13 protein-coding genes are annotated in these 16085 nt (G+C 65.6%); 3 read left to right on the top strand and 10 right to left on the bottom strand.

Annotated features, from left to right (window positions below; all coding sequences use genetic code 11):
- Window positions 1-8: 8 nt before the first annotated feature.
- From ACL9RJ_RS14840 to ACL9RJ_RS14805, 8 genes are all read right to left on the bottom strand, one after another.
- Window positions 9-1148 carry a hypothetical protein gene (locus ACL9RJ_RS14840; RefSeq protein WP_017128868.1) on the bottom strand — a complete coding sequence of 380 codons (1140 nt, stop codon included), beginning with the start codon at window positions 1146-1148 and terminating at the stop codon, window positions 9-11.
- On the bottom strand, window positions 1127-2569 hold the full coding sequence (locus ACL9RJ_RS14835) for an alkaline phosphatase family protein (protein ID WP_422765400.1): 1443 nt from the start codon (window positions 2567-2569) through the stop codon (window positions 1127-1129). The genes ACL9RJ_RS14840 and ACL9RJ_RS14835 overlap by 22 nt, the downstream gene beginning before the upstream one ends.
- Entirely contained in the window at window positions 2559-3797 is a 1239-nt protein-coding gene (eboE, locus tag ACL9RJ_RS14830; RefSeq protein ID WP_422765399.1) for a metabolite traffic protein EboE, read from the bottom strand. The genes ACL9RJ_RS14835 and eboE overlap by 11 nt, the downstream gene beginning before the upstream one ends.
- The gene (locus tag ACL9RJ_RS14825) at window positions 3794-4678 is read right to left on the bottom strand and encodes a TatD family hydrolase (protein WP_178992026.1); all 885 of its coding nucleotides are present in this window, start codon (window positions 4676-4678) and stop codon (window positions 3794-3796) included. Before ACL9RJ_RS14825 ends, eboE begins: the two co-directional genes overlap by 4 nt.
- A gap of 57 nt (window positions 4679-4735) precedes the next feature.
- Window positions 4736-5494 (bottom strand): EboA domain-containing protein, encoded by a 759-nt coding sequence (locus tag ACL9RJ_RS14820; RefSeq protein ID WP_422765397.1) that lies wholly within the window; start codon window positions 5492-5494, stop codon window positions 4736-4738.
- Window positions 5491-6381 carry a UbiA family prenyltransferase gene (locus tag ACL9RJ_RS14815; RefSeq protein WP_017128873.1) on the bottom strand — a complete coding sequence of 297 codons (891 nt, stop codon included), beginning with the start codon at window positions 6379-6381 and terminating at the stop codon, window positions 5491-5493. The genes ACL9RJ_RS14820 and ACL9RJ_RS14815 overlap by 4 nt, the downstream gene beginning before the upstream one ends.
- Window positions 6378-8261, bottom strand: coding sequence for a 3-dehydroquinate synthase (locus ACL9RJ_RS14810; protein WP_177119024.1), 1884 nt, complete (start codon window positions 8259-8261; stop codon window positions 6378-6380). Before ACL9RJ_RS14810 ends, ACL9RJ_RS14815 begins: the two co-directional genes overlap by 4 nt.
- 262 nt (window positions 8262-8523) lie before the next feature.
- Window positions 8524-9246, bottom strand: a complete 723-nt coding sequence (locus ACL9RJ_RS14805) for a pirin family protein (RefSeq protein ID WP_017128874.1) — start codon at window positions 9244-9246, stop codon at window positions 8524-8526.
- Window positions 9247-9445: 199 nt separating this feature from the next.
- Here ACL9RJ_RS14805 and ACL9RJ_RS14800 point away from each other — a divergent pair, with 199 nt between their 5' ends.
- Window positions 9446-10897 (top strand): ATP-binding protein, encoded by a 1452-nt coding sequence (locus ACL9RJ_RS14800; RefSeq protein ID WP_422765396.1) that lies wholly within the window; start codon window positions 9446-9448, stop codon window positions 10895-10897.
- On the opposite strand, the gene ACL9RJ_RS14795 is transcribed toward ACL9RJ_RS14800, so the two are convergent.
- Window positions 10889-13684, bottom strand: coding sequence for an ATP-binding protein (locus tag ACL9RJ_RS14795; RefSeq protein ID WP_178992034.1), 2796 nt, complete (start codon window positions 13682-13684; stop codon window positions 10889-10891). The two genes, ACL9RJ_RS14800 and ACL9RJ_RS14795, sit on opposite strands and share 9 nt — an antisense overlap.
- 203 nt (window positions 13685-13887) lie before the next feature.
- Window positions 13888-14343, bottom strand: coding sequence for a helix-turn-helix domain-containing protein (locus ACL9RJ_RS14790; protein WP_422765395.1), 456 nt, complete (start codon window positions 14341-14343; stop codon window positions 13888-13890).
- 264 nt (window positions 14344-14607) lie between these two features.
- Between ACL9RJ_RS14790 and ACL9RJ_RS14785 the strand changes: the two genes are divergently transcribed.
- Both ACL9RJ_RS14785 and ACL9RJ_RS14780 read left to right on the top strand, forming a co-directional pair.
- Window positions 14608-15531: a LysR family transcriptional regulator gene (locus ACL9RJ_RS14785; protein WP_017128879.1), complete on the top strand. Its 924-nt coding sequence runs from the start codon at window positions 14608-14610 to the stop codon at window positions 15529-15531.
- Between the two features lie 116 nt (window positions 15532-15647).
- A complete protein-coding gene (locus ACL9RJ_RS14780; RefSeq protein ID WP_042936721.1) occupies window positions 15648-16064 on the top strand; it encodes a DoxX family protein in 417 nt (138 codons plus the stop codon).
- The last annotated feature ends 21 nt before the right edge of the window (window positions 16065-16085 follow it).

Genomic DNA, 16085 nt, shown 5'->3' with positions numbered 1-16085 from the left:
CATGCTCCTTAGCGTTGCCACTGGGCGCGTTTGAGCGACCAGACAAAGTCCAGTTTGTTGTAGCCGGCAAAGTCTTTTTCCGGCACCGGGGCGGTGGGGTAGACGACACCACCCTGTTCCTTCATGGCGAAATTGAAGTAACCCTTCTGCACCGAGTACGCCGCCGTGCCGTGACAGGCAAAGCACGACGACTGGCTCTGGAACGCCGACTCCAACTGGGAGTTGGCGAGCAGGGTCGGATGGGTTTGGACCTGGGTGCCGATCAGCTCGTACTTCGCCAGTGCCGGGTATGCCGCCTGGAACGTGGTGTTGACCGGGACGGCAGCGGGTGTCGGCCCGGTGCTGTTGGTCATCGGCGTGGGCGGGATCGCATTGGTGACGGTGTACTTGCTGTTGTTGACGTTCTCGAAGGTGGTCCATACCCAGCCCGGATTCAGCTTGTTGATCACGTGCAGGCCGCTGAGGGCCGCGTAGCCGACCTGGTACTTGTTGCCTTCCTGGTAGTAGGCCTGGGCGATGTAGTAGCCGTCGCTCTGCAGGGTCTTCTGGTACTGGGTGTCGGTGCCGATCCACAGCCACGAGGCTTTCAGTTCCCAGGCCGTGGAGGGGAAGTCCAGGTTGCTGGTCAGGGCCGCCTGGCCGTTCACGTTGTAGACCTGCTTCTGCACGATGTAGTCGAAGGTGCCTTCGGACATCAGCAGCTGGAAGCGCACCGGCTTGCCTTTTTCGGCATCCGGCACGGCGCCGCCCATCTCCAGGATCATGCCGTCGACCTGTTGCGTGGCGTTGAGGTTGTGGAACAGCCGGTTGGGGTTCAGGCCCAGTGTCTTCGCCTGGGCGAGCACCGCGCCGGGCGGAGGCACGCTCTGGTTGTAGGGCAGGGGCTTGGCGCCGTCGCTCAGGTAGACCTGGTCGGAAGGTTTCAGGGTTTCCCAGACCAGGTTGGGGCTGCCGTTGGCAGCGGGCTGGTTCAGGCAGACGAACCAGTTCCAGGTCAGGGTCTCGGGTCCCTTGAGAAACTCTGCGCGGATCTTGTTGACGTCTCCCCCGAACTGCAGGAAGTCGTTGCAGTTGAAGCTGCTGGCGTTCTGAGCCTGGGCCAACCCGGCCAGGGTACTCAGAACTGTTATCGAAATGGCTCGCCGCATGGAAGCTCCTTGGCATTGGCCTTGTCACGGTAGGGCTGCCCCAGGAAGTGTTGCAGGAGCAGTTGCTTTACCGCCGTCACCGGAAGGTGTTCCGGCAGCGGCAGGTCGCAATTGGTAATCAGCAGTGGCCCGTGGGCGGGACTTTCCGGCAGCCGGCCGTGGCTGCCGCGAATCATCCGGGTGTCCAGCGGGATCAGGTCCATGTAGTAGCGAAAGCCGAGCTTTTTCTGCAGCAGGCGGCGCGCTATCTTCAGTTTGGGAAAGCGGATGGCCGGGTCGACGAACAGCTCCAGCGGGTCGTAGCCGGGTTTGCGGTGGATGTCCACGGTGCGGGCGAAGTCGGGCGCCTTGCGGTCGTCGAACCAGTAGTAGTAATCGAACCAGAAACCGGCCGCGGCCACCGCCACCAGCTCGCCGCTGCGGGCGTGATCCAGTTGCCAGGCGCGTTGTTCCTGCTTGTCCAGGACTTGCTCGACGCCGGGCTGGCGCTGCAGCAGTGCCTTGACCCTGGGGATGTCCCGGGCCTGGCTGATGTAGAGATGGGCAACCTGGTGATCGGAGACCGCAAAGGCCGCGCTGGCGCCGGGGTCGAGCAGTTCCCAGGAGAGCGACTGGCGCACCTGCAGCAGGCCTTCGGCACGCAACAGGCGATTGAGCGAGATCGATTCGCGCACCGGCTCGATGCCGTACTCGGACAGCAGCATCACCGCCGCACCCTGTTGTCCGGCGAAGTCCAGCAGGCGCCCGACCTCGCTGTCGATGGCCCGCAGTTCATCGGCGATGGCCGGATGCTCGGGGCCCAGGCGTTGCAGGCCGTAGTCCAGGTGCGGCAGGTAGACCAGTTGCAGATCGGGCCGGTTGATCTGGTACTCGGCCATCGCACAATCGACGATCCAGCGGCTGGAGGCGATGCCGGCGGCGGGCCCCCAGAAACCATGGAAGGGGAACTCGCCGATCTGCCGCTCGATGGTTTCGTGCAGGGTCGGCGGTGACGAGTACAGACCGAAGACTTTGCGCCCGTCGGCCGGATAGTGCGGGCGCGGGGTTATGGCCGCGGTCACGTCCGCGTACATGTTGAACCACCAGAACAGCTGGCTGCAGCGAAAGTCCGGCAGTTGCCGTTGCAGGGCCTGCCAGACCTTCTCGCCCTGGATCAGCGCGTTGGGCTGCAGCCAGAAACGCACCTCGGCCTGGTCCTGGAAATACCAGCCGTTGCCGACGATGCCATGACCGGAGGGCGGCAGGCCGGTGAGGATCGAGGCTTGCACGGTCGAGGTCACTGCGGGAAAGACCGGCTGCAGATGGGCCATCCGCGCATTGCCCAGCAGTTGGTTGATGCGTGGCGTCGAGTCGCCGAGCAAGGCCGGTGTCAGCCCCACCACATTGATCAGCAGCAGAGGTTGGCGTTGCTCAGCGGACATGGGCGCAGGCCTCCTGCGGGTGTGGCCGGGGGCTCAGCAGGTGGCGGGTGCGCAACTGTGCCTCGACCCATCGCAGTTCCGCCGCGAGGCCTTGCAGCAGCTCTTCCGCGGTCTGCGGGCGCAGTTGCGGCGGCAGCACGTTCCAGCTGTAGGTTTCCACTTCCAGCACCGGACGGAATGCCGGGTGCCCGGCGAGAAAATCGAAGGTCTGGAACAAGGCCTCCTGGCTGCTGCGGAGCTCCGGCAACAGCAGTTGTTCGCTGAACAACGGGACGTGAAAATGGATTCTCAGTTCCGGGCACCGGGCAAGGTCTTGCGCCGGATCGTCGAGGGCCGCTGGCAGGTCGGCCCAGGCCCGCAGGCGATCCTGCCGGTCGCGGGCCTTGACCTGGTGCAGGTAGGTGCTTTCGTCAAAGTCGCCCAGGGCCTGCAGCACCTGGGCGTGGCGTGGGTGGTCGGGCGAGGGCAGTGTGCACACCAGGGCGTTGGACAGCTGGATCTTGCCGACCGGAACCCCGGCCTGCAGCAACCTGCTCAGCGACTGGTGGCAGTCTTCGAAGACCACCGCCTGGTGACAGACATCGAAACACAGCGCCAGGTGGGCATGGTGCGGATCGCTGGCCTGCCAGTGGCGAAAGAAGCCGATGGCCTGGTCGGTGGTCTCCAGCACGCAGTCCGGCTCCATCTCCAGGCAGAACACGATCTGCTTGCCGGTTTCCCGGTGCAATGCGGCCAGTGCGGCGGTGAGCTGGCGCAGTTGTTGCCCGGCCCGTTGCTGTCGGTGTGTGTCCCAGGTGGCGGCATAACCCAGCGGCACGCTGGAAATCACGCCCCGCGCGCAGTCCGCCGGCAACGCCGCCGCCAGCAGTCGCGCCAGTTGCAGGCTGTATTCCAGCCGTCGGGGATCGGCCCAGTCGGGCAGGTAGACCTCGGCCTTGACTGCGCCCTGATGGAACTGACCATAAGGGAAACCGTTGAGCGACGTCAGGCGCAGGCCGCTGTCGCGCAGCAGTGCCAGGAAGGACTCGCGGGCCGGCCCGGACTGCAACTCGGCGGCGGCCCGGGCACTGATCCACAGGCCGCTGTCCTGTTCGGCCAGACCGCGCTGGCGGCGGACACCCTGGAACTGGCGCTGGATCGACATGCGCAGGCCGGCCAGGTCGGGGGCCGGGTGGACGTTGCCGCAGTAGCCGAGCTGGGCGGCATGCCAGCCGCTGCCGAGACTCATTTGACCACCGGTTCCTGGCCCCGTAATGCGGAGTTCTCCTGCCATTGGCGGCGCTGGTCGATGGGCAGCGGGGTACTGACCAGGGCCTTGTCCAACTGACCGCTCTGGGCGAAGAAATCGATCGGATTGTGGAACAACACCTGCTCGACCTGGGCTTCACTGAAGCCGGCGGAGAGCATCGCCTGGCCGGTCTTCGGGACCTTGAGTGGGTCGCTGATGCCCCAGTCGGCGGCGCTGTTGACCACCATCTTCTCGGTGCCGTACTCCTGGAGCAGCGCCACCATGCGTTGCTCCGACATCTTGGTGTTGGGGTAGATGGAGTGGCCGCGCCAGCAGTCGCTGTCCAGCACCAGCGGCAGGGTCAGTTCGTTCAGGTGATCGATGATCACCAAGTGTTCGGCGATCCCCACTTCGCGAATCACCGCCAGGGTGCGCCTGGTACCACCGATCTTGTCGCGGTGTGGCGTATGCACCAGCACCGGCAGGTTGAACTGTCGGGCCAGCTCCAGCTGGGCGGCGAGAAAGCGGTCCTCCTCGGGGGTGATGTCGTCATAGCCGATTTCACCGATCGCCACGACCCCGTCCTTGACCAGGTAGCGCGGCAGAATCTCCAGCACTTCGTTGGCCACCGAGAGGTCATTGGCTTCCTTGGGATTGAGGCCGATGGTGCAGAAGTGGTGGATGCCGAACATGCTGGCGCGAAAGCGTTCCCAGCCCAGCAGGGTGTCGAAGTAGTCGACGAAGCTGCCGACGCTGGTCCGGGCCTGGCCCTGCCAGAAGGCCGGCTCGATGACCCCGGTGATACCGGCGGCGGCCATGTTCTGGTAGTCGTCGGTTGTACGGCTGACCATATGGATATGCGGGTCGAAGTACTTCAGCATGATGAATCCTCGTGCAGGGGCGTGGGCTGTCGGGCAGCGATTGGATACGGAACGGATCTAGCCGGGCAGGTGCTCGCGCCAGCCCGGTGGCAGCCTTTGCTGCTGGTCCAGATTGACCAGGCGCTGCAACTGGGTGGGACTGAGCAGCGCAAAGGCGATCACGTGGGGCAGGCCGACGGAGACGGCGCGGTCGGCGGCGAGTTGCTCTTCCAGCAGGTCCAGCGCCAGCTGGTTCAGCGTGTGGCTGCGGCGTTGGGCCAGGCCTTCGGTGCAGCGCACATCGAGGCTCATGCCCAGCGCCTTGAGAATCAGTTGATAGAACCCGCGTTCATCGTAGTGCCGTGCCGGATAAGGGTTATTCAGGGCGATGGCGGCAAAGACCTGGCTGTTATTGGTCCGCCCGGCCTGCAGCGCCAGGCCCAGGCAGGCGCCCTGGCTGTCCAGCCAGTCCAGGGCCTTGAGCAGGGCGATCTTTTCCTGGTCGTCGGCCCAGCGGAACAACTGCTGTAACAGCGGCAGGCGGTCGGCCGCGGCCTGATGTTCCAGGGCCAGGGCCGACAGCAGCACATGGGCCAGTTGCGTGTGAGGCCAGGCGCTGTTGCCGGCGATGTGCTGCCCGGGCCCGCGCCTGTACTGGCTGCTCAACAGCGCCACGGTGTTGGCATCCGGCTGCCGGGCAAGGCGCTCATGCGCCTGTTGCCACCACTGTCGGGCGTTGTCGTCCAGGGGCTCGATGAAGCGCCGGCGCAGTTCGGCGAGGGTATCGTGACGCAGGTCGAGTGCATGGCGGGGTGAGGGCGTGATAGGCAGGTTCATGTCGGTCTGATCCAGCGCTGGAAGTAGGGGAGCAGGAAAAACACCAGGACACAGGCCAGGCTGGCCAACGGCTGGTTGGCCACCGCCAGCACCAGCGCATCGAACAGCGGCAGGGCGGCCAGACCCGCACCGATAAACGCCCTCACTTGCCGCTGCGCCGGGTTGGCCAGGTGCCGCCGGTAGTTCCAGCCCAGCCAGCCGAGCCAGAACAGCAGCACCAGCCAGAACTCGAGATTGTCGGCGTAGGCCGCCAGGGCCAGCGGGCTGAGCATCAACAGCAGGGGAATGCGGCTGAGCAACTGGTTGCGGTGCTCCTGGCGGGCCAGGTAGGTCAGGCCACTGATGTAGGTGCCCAGCAGCACGGCGCAGAGCCACAGCGGTTGTGGCGGTACGGCCAGGCTGGCGGCGGCGGTGATGTACAGCGCCGAGCGACAGGCGCCCATCAGCCAGACGCTGTGGGCGTACTTCTTGTGCAGCAGGTTGTAGGCCAGGATAAAGCCCGCCAGCAGGGCGACGCTGCCCAGCAGCCAGACCGGTTCCTCGATCAGCCGGCTGAGGCCGCCGACCGCCACCGTGGCGAGCAACAGCAGCAACAGGGTGGCGAGTCCGACTTGCCGTCGGCTGACCAGTCCCAGGGTGATGGGGCGTGGGTTCTGGTGCTGGCGGTCCCAGTCGGCGTCCAACAGGTCGTTCAACAACATGCCGGCCAGGTAGAGCAGCGACAAGGTGACCAGCAGCAGTATCCAGACCAGCGACGAGGGCGAAGCCAGCGCCCCGGCACTGCTGGCCAGCAGCACGGCGGCCAGGGTATTGGTCCACACCGTCGGCAGGTTGGAGACGCGGCCCAGGGTCATCCAGGTCCGCAGACTCAGGTGCTGGCCGTTCATTGCGGACAGTCCTGTATCCCGTCCGGCACCGGCGCCGTGCAATGGGACAGGCGTTGCAAGGCCTGCTCCATCAGGGCTGGCTCGATCTCGTGGACATCGAGGGACTCGCCCATACGGCTGAGCAGGGGAATGGACAACTCGCCGCCCAGGTGCTGGCGGAACTCTTCCAGCCCTTGCAGGATGAGGAAACGGCCCTGGGCGTCTTTCAGCAACAACTCGGGCGGGTTCAGGCAAAAGCCGAGCCTGAACAACAGGTGCAGCAGGCGTTCGTTCTCGCTGTCGGACAGCAGCCCGCGGGCATTGGCATACAGCGCATCGAGGGTCATGCCCACGGCCACCGCTTCGCCATGGCGCAAGCGATGCCGGCTGAGTTTTTCCAGTTTGTGCGCGGCCCAGTGACCATAATCCAGCGGTCGACCGTTGCCCCGTTCAAAAGGATCGCCCGCGCCGGTGATATGTCCCAGGTGCAGCTCGGCGCAGCGCCGGATGGCATAGCGGCTGGCCTGCTGTTCGAAGGCGGCGAGGGCTTCGGCGTGTTGCTCCATCCAGCGGAAAAAGGCCGGATCCTTGATCGCGGCGACTTTCACCGCCTCGGCCAGCCCTGCGATCTGGTCGCGGGGTGACAGGCTGCTCAGCAACTGGAAGTCGTTGATCACCGCCGTGGCGGGGTAGAAGGCCCCCAGCAGGTTTTTCTGCTCGAAGGCATTGATGCCGTTCTTCACCCCGATGCCGGCATCGTTCTGCGCGAGCACCGTGGTGGGAATGCGGATCAGGCGAATGCCGCGATGGAAGGTGGCGCAGGCGTAGCCGACCGTATCCAGCGTGGCGCCGCCGCCCAGCGCCAGGACATAGCCATGGCGATCCATGCCCTGTTCCAGCAGTTGTTCATACAGGCGCTGCAAGACATCCGGCTGCTTGCTCAGTTCTCCCGCCGGCACCGACAGCGGTGGTGCTTGCAGGCGCAGGTCGGTGGCGCAAGCGGCGAAGTAGTCATCAATCTGCTGCAGCAACTGCGGACGGCTGTGCAGCAGTTGCTCGTCGGCGAACACCAGGACTTTGACCGGACCGGCCTGGAGGCGGGTGAGTTGTTCCCGCAGGCACGGGTTCGCGGGATCGAACATATGCTCGGTGAACACCACCGGGTAGTGGTAGCTTACCTCGAAGCGCCCGTGCAGGGTGTGCGTGTCATCCGCTCTGGCATGCGTCCGGTAGGTGCGCAGCAGGCTGCGGGCACCAAGGAACAGGCCCGGCAGCACCATGCTGGCGAGGATCGCCACCAGCAGCGCGTTCTGTTCCAGCAGGGCTGTGCCGATCGCGCTGTAGGCCAGCGCCAGCCCGGCATTGGCGAGGGTGGTCACCAGCAGGAACGAGCGTAGCGGGTAACGCTGCATGCCGGCCGCCACCACCGAGGTTTCCGCCAGCACCGGAACGCCCCGCAGGCAGATCAGCGACAGGGTTCCCAACGGGGTGGCGAATGCCCCGGGTGTGCGCTTCGCGGGATTCAGCCGGGGCGACAGCAGGCGGAAGTAGCCGGCGCCCAGGCCGTAGCCGAACACGGCCCCCAGGCACAGGCCGATGAAAATCACCAGGTAGCCACCGACGCTGCCGAGCAAGGCGACGGCCAGCAGGGCGACCATGCTCGAAGGCACCGGCAGCACGACGTCCAGCACCAGCAGGGCGATCAGCAGGAGGGCCAGGTTGAATTGCTGGGTGGGTGTAGCGGGATGAGACAGGCTCAGATGTTCGAGGAAACCCTGGATCTGCTGCTCGAACAACAGAAAACTGGCGATGACCAGGCCGGCGAAACAGACTAACGACAGCCAGTGATGGTTGGCTGGCCCCTTTTTTGAAAACGCACGATACCACCGGCTGCGCTTCATCAAGCGTCCCTCTTGATTATGATGACTGAGTTCCGTTTCAGTACTTGAAAGCGATGTCGTTTTTTTTCGAGAAGGGCTCTCCGGCTGATTCAGCGACAGGCTGAGTGTGTTCCTGGTCACACTCCCAGGGCGGTAGTCATGAACTTAGACGGCCATGGGCTATTTGCCATTATTGGTTGGCTATACCAGCTATTACGCCTGGCTATATAAACATCGCCCATAAACCAGGCCCGAGGGCTGATGCGTCCCGGGCCTGTCCTCGTCATGGCATTTGCGGCAACTCCTGCGGCCGCAGGTCGAACACCAGCACTTCGGCATCCACGCCGTTGCCCAGGGTCAGCAAGCGTTCTTCGCGCACCCGCACGCCATCCCCGGCCTGCAGGACCAGGCCATTGAGTTCGACGCTGCCACGGGCCACGTGCACGTAGGCGTAGCGGTCGGCGGCCAGTTCGATGCTGGTGGATTCCTGGCCGTCGATCAGACCGGCGTAGACCCGCGCATCCTGGCGCACCTGCAATGAGCCCTGGGCACCGTCGGGGGAGATGATCAAGGCCATTTTCCCGCGCTTCTTCTGGGTGCTGAAATGCTCCTGCTGATAACGCGGTTGCGCCCCACTGACCTGCGGCACGATCCAGATCTGCAGGAAGTGCACGGGCCGGTTGGCCGAGTGGTTGTACTCGCTGTGGGCTACGCCGCTGCCGGCGCTCATCAATTGCACATCGCCGGGGCGGATCACCGAGCCGGTGCCCAGGGTGTCCTTGTGTTCCAGGGCGCCGTCGAGCACGTAGGAGAAAATCTCCATGTCGCGGTGCGGGTGCTGGCCAAAGCCCTTGCCGGCCGCGACCCGGTCATCGTTGATCACCAGCAGGTCGGAAAAACCCTGTTCGTTGAGGTTGCGGTAGTTGGCGAAGGAAAAGGTGTGGAACGACTTCAGCCAGCCGTGATTGGCGACGCCGCGATCAGTGGCTTTACGAAGGGTCAGCATGATGAATTCTCCTCTGCGGGACGTGAATTCGTCCGAGTGGAGAGAAGGTTAATGTTTACCCGTTGGTGCAATAAGTAGATGAAAATTGAAAGACTGTCCCTTTCAAGTTGACAGTTTTATCACGCCGATGCTGTATTCTCTGGCGACACTCACCTCGTGCCGGTCATCCCTGGCCGGGTCCATCAGCAAGTGAACGGGCATGAACAGTCTCAGACAGTCACACGGCGCCACGGTGCTGCATTTTGGCAACCACGCCTTTCACCTGGGCCGGCGCCTGGTCCTGGCCGGGGATCGGCCGCTGCGCATGGGCGGGCGGGCGCTGGACATTCTCCAGGTGCTGCTCGAACACGCTGGCGAAGTGGTCGGCAAGGACGAACTGATCGCCCGGGTCTGGCCGAACTCGGTGGTCGAGGACATCAACCTGCGGGTGCATATCGCTGCCTTGCGCCGGGCCCTGGGTGACGGCCAGGACGGCCAGCGCTACATCGTCAACCTGCCCCAGCGCGGCTACAGTTTCGTTGCCCCGGTCCGGCACGAACACGAAGCGCTGCCGATGGCCGTCGAGGGGCTGCACCCGCCCCGGCACAACCTGCCGTCGCGGCTGACAGCGGTGATCGGGCGTGATGCGCTGGTCGGCAGTCTGGTCCGGCAGTTGCCGGTCCGGCGCTGCCTGACCCTGGTGGGACCGGCCGGTATCGGCAAGACCACCCTGGCCCTGCGGGTCGCCGAACTGCTCCTGGAGCATTACCGCGACGGTGTCTGGATGATCGACCTGTCGACCGTCGATGATCCGGCATACCTGGTCGATCACCTGGTACAGACCCTGGGGTTGCAGGGCGGCCTGCAAGCACTGGTGCCCCAGCAGGCCTTGCTGCTGCTGGACAACTGCGAGCACCTGCTCGAGCCTTGTCGCCACCTGGTCGAGCAACTCTTGCTCGACTCGCCGCGGTTGGCGGTGCTGGTCACCAGCCGCGAGCCGTTGCTGGCCATCGGCGAAACCGTCCAGCGCCTGCCGGCCCTGACGACGCCGCCGGCTAGCGCGCTGGGCAGCGTCGCCGAGGTGATGGGCTATTCGGCGGTACAGCTGTTTGTCAGCAGGGTCCGGGCCTGCCAGCAGGGGTTTGTCCTGCGCGAACGCGACCTGGTGGCGGTGCGCGAGATTTGCCGGCGACTCGACGGCCTGCCCTTGGCCATCGAGTTGGCGGCTGCGCAGATCGACGCCCTGGCACTGGTTGGCGTGCAGGCCCAACTGGGCAACTGTTGTCAGTTGCTGACCCAGGGGCGACGGACCGCCGTGTCACGGCACCAGAGCCTGAAGGCGGCGCTGGACTGGAGCTATGAACGCCTGAGCGCCGATGAACAGACGCTGTTGCAGCGCCTCGCGGTGTTCAAGCCGGGCTTTACCCTGGACGCCGTCCTCGCGGTCTGTGGTTGCGCACGACTGGGCCCGGGGCAACTGCTGGAACTGGTGCCACGGCTGGCGCACAAGTCCTTGCTGGCGGTGACGCGTCGCGGCGGCGTGACCCGCTATCGGTTCCTCAACACCACCCGCGGCTACGCTCTGGAACGGCTCGAGCGCAGCGGACAAAAAACCGTCCTGGAGCGGCGTCATGCCGACTACCTTCGCCAGGCGCCACGGGCTTCAGGCTGACTGGCGCAGCGGCAACACATCGAGCAATTGCCGGGCGCTGATCAGGTCCGGCGTGGCAAAACCCTCGCTGAAGCGGGCATGGATCGGGGCGAGCAGGTCATGAGCCGACTGCACGCGTCCCTGTTGCCGCCAGAGCCGGGCCAGGGTGACAGCGCTGCGCAGCTCCCAGGCCAGTGCCCCCTGGGCTCGTGCCACCTCCAGGGCCTTGAGCAGCAGCGCCTGCGCCGCGTCCGGGGCCTGTTCCGCCAACAGCACCTGCGCCCTGGCGCGCAGGATTTCCGCGGTGCTCCAGCCTGCCGCGCCGCTCTCGGCCCGCTCCAGCAAGGTGTCGTCGACCAGACGGTGGTCGAGGGTGACCATGATCTCCTTGACCAGGCCACTGGCGGGCGACGGCGCAGATGCCGATGCCGTGTTCTCGATCACCTGGGCGTAGTGCTGGCCCCAGGTGTGGAACAGCAGCACCGAATGCTGCCGGGCCCGTTCCAGCAGCAGCCGCAGGAGGTCACGGGCGGTGCGGGTATCGCCGTTGCAGTGGGCGATCGGGCAACCGGATAGGGCCAGGGTGTAGCACACCGAGGTGCCGTGATTGATCTGCAACGCGATGTCCAGGGCCTGGCGCGCGGTCTTCCAGGCCTGTTCCGGGTAGCCCTGCAACCAGAGGATGCGCGCCAGGATGGTCAACGACGCCACGCTCTGATCGTACTGGACGCCGAAACCATGGGTGAACCGGTTCAGGTGGCCGCTGTGGGCCATGCGCTGGATCACCTGCTCGGCGTGATCGCGGGCCCGTTCCTGGTGGCCGGCGAAATGCAGCGCCAGGACCCGCAGGCGATGGGTGCTGAGGGACAGCAACGCGTCGTCGTGCAAGCCCAGTCGATCGAACTGCCGGCTCTGTCGCAGGGCTTCACGGTAGTTGCCGCAACTGAGATTGACCGCCATATGGCCGGACACGGCGCGCAGCTGGCCGTTCACGTCATGGTGGTGTTCGGCCAAGTCACGGGCGCTGCTGAAGGCATCGATGGTTTCGCGGCTGCCGCCCTGGGTGTGGTAGCAGGAACTGCCCAATGCCAGCTTGAGGGCGATGCTCAGGCGCGGGCACGGTTGCGTCGAGGTTTCCAGGCGTGCCAGGGCCTTGCGCACATGGTCGCCATGCTCCCTGAGCAACGACAACTCCTGCCACAGCGGGGTCGAGGCCACGGTCAGGCTGACCGCCAGGGCTTCCGGGCCCCGAGGGCCCAGTCCCCATTCCAGGGCCGCGCGCAGGTCTTCCAGGCTCCGGGCGTAGCGCTCGATCCACACCTCGGTGGCGGTGTCCGGCCACTCGGCCTGGGCCTGTTCCATCAGGGCCAGGCAACGTTCGGCGTGGGCCCGGCGGGTGCCGGGCAACTCGCAGGCGAGGTCGAGTTTTTCCAGGGCATAGTCGCGGGTGGTGTCCAGCAGGCGGTAGAACACCTGCTCATCGCCGACCTCCACGTTCAGCAGGGATTTGGCGACCAGTTGGGTGATCGAGGCGAAGACCTCGCGGGCTTCGACGTGCGCGCCGATGACCACCGCCGCGGCCGAGGCCAGGGTAAAGCCACCCCTGAAGATGCCCAGCCGGCGCAGGCAGATCTGTTCGCCGGGGCTGAGCAGGGCGAAGCTCCAGTCGAGGGTGGCGCGCAATGTCTGATGGCGCGCGGGCGTCGTCAGGCCGTCCTGGGCCAGCAGGCGAAAACTGCCCTGCAACTGCGCCAGCAGGCCGCCCAGGCCGAAGCGGTCGACCTGGGCGGCCGCCAGTTCGATGGCGAGGGGAATACCGTCCAGGCGGCGACAGATCTCGATGGCCAGCGGCAGTTCGGCTTCCGTCAGTTCGAAGTTGTCCAGGCTGGCCATGGCGCGTTCGACGAACAGTTGCAGGGCTGGAAAGCCCAAGGCCTGGCGACGATCCAGGGGCGCGATGGCGGGCGGGCAATCCAGTGACTCCAGGCGCTGGACGAATTCGCCTTCGGCCCGCAGGCTCTCGCGGCTGGTGGTCAGGATATGCACCTGGGGCGCGCCGCGCAGGATGCTTTCGCAGAGCAGGGCGACGCTGTCGAGCAGGTGCTCGCAATTGTCGATCACCAGCAGCATCTGGCGCTCGCGCAGGGCGCCGACGAGAAGGGCAATGGCGTCGCCGTCGGGCAGGCCGACCCCGAGCAGCGTCGCCAGGTGACTGCCGAGCATGGCCGGGTCGGTGAGCGGTGCCAGGTCCAGCAGGCGGATGCCGTCGCGGTAGGCCCCGATCAGTTGTTCGGCCACGCTCAGGGCCAGGGTGGTCTTGCCGATGCCGCCGGGGCCGACCAGGGTAATGAAACGCTGGCGTGGCAGGTGCTGCAACAGGCTGTCGAGCAACGGCTGGCGGCCGATCATGCGGGTCCGACGCACCGGCAGGTTATGGCCCTGGAGCGTTGGGGCGAGGTTTTGCGGCGGGACCTGACGGACGTCCAGTTGGTACGGCGCGACAAAGCTGTAGCCGCGCTGGGCTACGGTCACGATATAACGCTGGCCGGCCTGACCGTCGCCCAGGGCCTTGCGCAGCGCGGCCATGTGCACTCGCAGGTTGATGTCCTCGACCACGCTGTTGGGCCAGACCCGGGTCATCAGGGTCTGTTTGCTGACCACCTGGCCCGCGTGCTCCAGCAGGATCAACAGGATATCCATGGCTCGTCGTCCCAGGCGCAGGGGGCGCTCGGCTTCCATGACCAGGCGTTGCCCGGGGTGGATCCGGTAGGGCCCGAAACGCACGGTCTGCTCGGGAGAAAGGTTCAACGGTTGGCTCCTGCTGCATGTCCTGTGGTCGCCGCCGTGGCCTGTCGCGGTGCCCGAGTATATTCCTCAGGTTTTGTCCGCTGCGCAATCTCCCGGCAGGCAACGGACGAACAGGCCCGCGGGGCCGGGCGATGGGCAATGCGGGGAGCTGTCACAGGGGGGAGGGTGGCGCGGTGGGCCGAGGCCCTGTGGCACCTGGCGGATTATCGAGAAACCGGCCGTTCGACGTAGCACAGGTGGCGTGTCGCCTGCGGGGCAGGAGCGGTGCCCAGCTTCTGGCAACGCCAGGCAAACGGGTTGATGCCTTCGCTGCGGGTGAAGATGTGACAGAAATGCGACTGGTCGCAGAAACCGCATTCCAGGCTGATCTGCGTCAGGCTCAGGTCGGTGTCGCGGATCAGTTGCTTGGCGCGCAGGATGCGTTGCTGGCGGATCCAGTCCTGGGGGGACAGGCCGGTCGTGCATTTGAAGGCGCGGGAGAAGTGGCTGCGCGACAGCGCACAGGCCCGGACCAGCTCGGTGACTTCCAGGGGCTCGCTCAGACGCTCGAGAATCAGTTGCTTGACCAGGTTTTCCCGCCAGGGGGCCAGGCCGCCCGGGGTGGGTGCCCGCGTTTCGCTGGCAAAGGAGGGGACGCTGTTGTGCTGAAGTGGAATCATAAGCAATGTCCGTGTCGGGAGCAGGCGCTGGCGCACAGCACGTCGGGTCAGCGCCGTTTCTCCGGAAAAACCGATGAGAGGGCAGGGCACTTCATTCTTGGGCGGGGGGCGCGAACCGGCGAGTTAAACGTTGTTAATTTCGGGTCGTGCTCGTCGCGCGGGGCCGCCCCCGCGCAAGTCAGCACACCGCTGCAAGTATCGAAGGCGGGCGCAGGCGCAGACTGGAGGCGCCAGCCCGACTGAACCTGCAAGGAGATTGCGCCGATGAACCGAAACGACCTGCGCCGCGTCGACATGAACCTGTTGGTGATTTTCGAGGCCTTGATGTTCGAGAAGAACCTGACCCGGGTCGCCGAAAAACTCTTCATGGGCCAGCCGGCGGTGAGTGCCGCCCTGGGGCGCCTGCGCGACCTGTTCGACGATCCGTTGCTGTTGCGCAATGGCCGTGGCATGGAGCCGACGGCACGGGCCCAGGCCATCCTCAAGGAGCTGCAACCGGCGATGGACACCATTTCCGGGGCGGTGAGCCGGGCCAAGGCATTCGATCCGGCGACCAGCGGCGATGTGTTTCGCATCGGTCTTTCCGACGACGCCGAGTTCGGCCTGTTTCCGCCCCTGCTGAGCCGGTTGCGCGAGGAGGCGCCGGGGATAGTCGTGGTGGTACGCCGGGCCAACTACCTGCTGATGCCCGCGCTGCTGGCCTCCGGGGAGATTTCGGTCGGGGTCAGCTACACCACCGAACTGCCGGCCAATGCCAAGCGCAAGACCCTGCGCGACATTCCCTGCAAGGTGCTGCGCGGGGACAAGCGACCCGGCCTGCTGACCCTGGATGAGTACTGCGAGCGGCCCCACGCGATGGTGTCGTTCTCCGGCGACCTGAGCGGCAATATCGACCTCGACCTGGCCAAGGTCGGCCGCAGCCGGCGCGTGGTCCTGGGTGTTCCGCAGTTCAGTGGCCTGCGGGCCCTGCTGGCCGGCACCGAGATGATCGCCACCGTGCCCGACTACGCCGCCTGCGCCCTGGTCGAGGGCTGTGCGTTGCGGGCCGAGGATCCGCCGTTTCCCATCGATGCCGCGCAACTGTCCATGGCCTGGAGCGGGGTCCACGACAACGACCCGGCGGAACGCTGGCTGCGCTCGCGGATCGCGCAGTTCATGTCCGCGCCGCTGGACATCCGGACGCCCTAGGGGCGCCCACGGGAAAGAGAGCACGTACATTCAATTTTTCCCTGCCCCGTCGCCGCACTATCCACCGACAGTCCGGCGTCACCACGCCGGTGGTTTTTCATTGCGATGGGTGGCTCATGGACGCTTTGCGCCGGGATGAACGGGCTCGGGATCTTGGATGGTTGTTCCTGCGGGTCAGCGCCGGGCTGTTCCTGTTGTGGGTCCATGGCCTGCCGAAACTGCTGCACTACAGCAGCGAACTGCAGAACATCGAAGATCCTTTCCACCTGGGCGCCGACCTGACCCTGGGCCTGGCGATCTTCGCCGAGGTGTTCTGCCCGCTGCTGATTATCGCTGGCGTACTGGTGCGTCTGGCCTGCTTGCCTATTCTCTGTGTGCTGTGGGTGGCGCTGCTGATCGTGCATCCGCAATGGACGATCGCCGAAGGCCAGTTCGGCTGGCTGCTGCTGATCCTGTTCACCAGTCTTCTGATTGCCGGCCCCGGACGGCTGGCGCTCGGCGAGCGCCTTGCCGGGGCCTGGCGCCATGCCTGATACCAGGGACGATCCTTTCTC

The sequence above is a fragment of the Pseudomonas sp. Mn2068 genome (assembly GCF_049319725.1).
In the GTDB taxonomy this organism is placed as follows: domain Bacteria; phylum Pseudomonadota; class Gammaproteobacteria; order Pseudomonadales; family Pseudomonadaceae; genus Aquipseudomonas; species Aquipseudomonas gingeri.
This window is presented reverse-complemented; position numbering and strand designations above follow the sequence as displayed.

What these genes read in the sequence shown, in the direction of transcription:
- ACL9RJ_RS14825 (WP_178992026.1), bottom strand. Translation starts at nt 4,678, where the DNA reads ATGCTGAAGTACTTCGACCCGCATATCCATATGGTCAGCCGTACAACC.
- ACL9RJ_RS14780 (WP_042936721.1), top strand. Translation starts at nt 15,648, where the DNA reads ATGGACGCTTTGCGCCGGGATGAACGGGCTCGGGATCTTGGATGGTTG.
- ACL9RJ_RS14815 (WP_017128873.1), bottom strand. Translation starts at nt 6,381, where the DNA reads ATGAACGGCCAGCACCTGAGTCTGCGGACCTGGATGACCCTGGGCCGC.
- ACL9RJ_RS14810 (WP_177119024.1), bottom strand. Translation starts at nt 8,261, where the DNA reads ATGAAGCGCAGCCGGTGGTATCGTGCGTTTTCAAAAAAGGGGCCAGCC.
- ACL9RJ_RS14785 (WP_017128879.1), top strand. Translation starts at nt 14,608, where the DNA reads ATGAACCGAAACGACCTGCGCCGCGTCGACATGAACCTGTTGGTGATT.
- ACL9RJ_RS14835 (WP_422765400.1), bottom strand. Translation starts at nt 2,569, where the DNA reads ATGTCCGCTGAGCAACGCCAACCTCTGCTGCTGATCAATGTGGTGGGG.
- ACL9RJ_RS14790 (WP_422765395.1), bottom strand. Translation starts at nt 14,343, where the DNA reads ATGATTCCACTTCAGCACAACAGCGTCCCCTCCTTTGCCAGCGAAACG.
- eboE (WP_422765399.1), bottom strand. Translation starts at nt 3,797, where the DNA reads ATGAGTCTCGGCAGCGGCTGGCATGCCGCCCAGCTCGGCTACTGCGGC.
- ACL9RJ_RS14800 (WP_422765396.1), top strand. Translation starts at nt 9,446, where the DNA reads ATGAACAGTCTCAGACAGTCACACGGCGCCACGGTGCTGCATTTTGGC.
- ACL9RJ_RS14840 (WP_017128868.1), bottom strand. Translation starts at nt 1,148, where the DNA reads ATGCGGCGAGCCATTTCGATAACAGTTCTGAGTACCCTGGCCGGGTTG.
- ACL9RJ_RS14820 (WP_422765397.1), bottom strand. Translation starts at nt 5,494, where the DNA reads ATGAACCTGCCTATCACGCCCTCACCCCGCCATGCACTCGACCTGCGT.
- ACL9RJ_RS14805 (WP_017128874.1), bottom strand. Translation starts at nt 9,246, where the DNA reads ATGCTGACCCTTCGTAAAGCCACTGATCGCGGCGTCGCCAATCACGGC.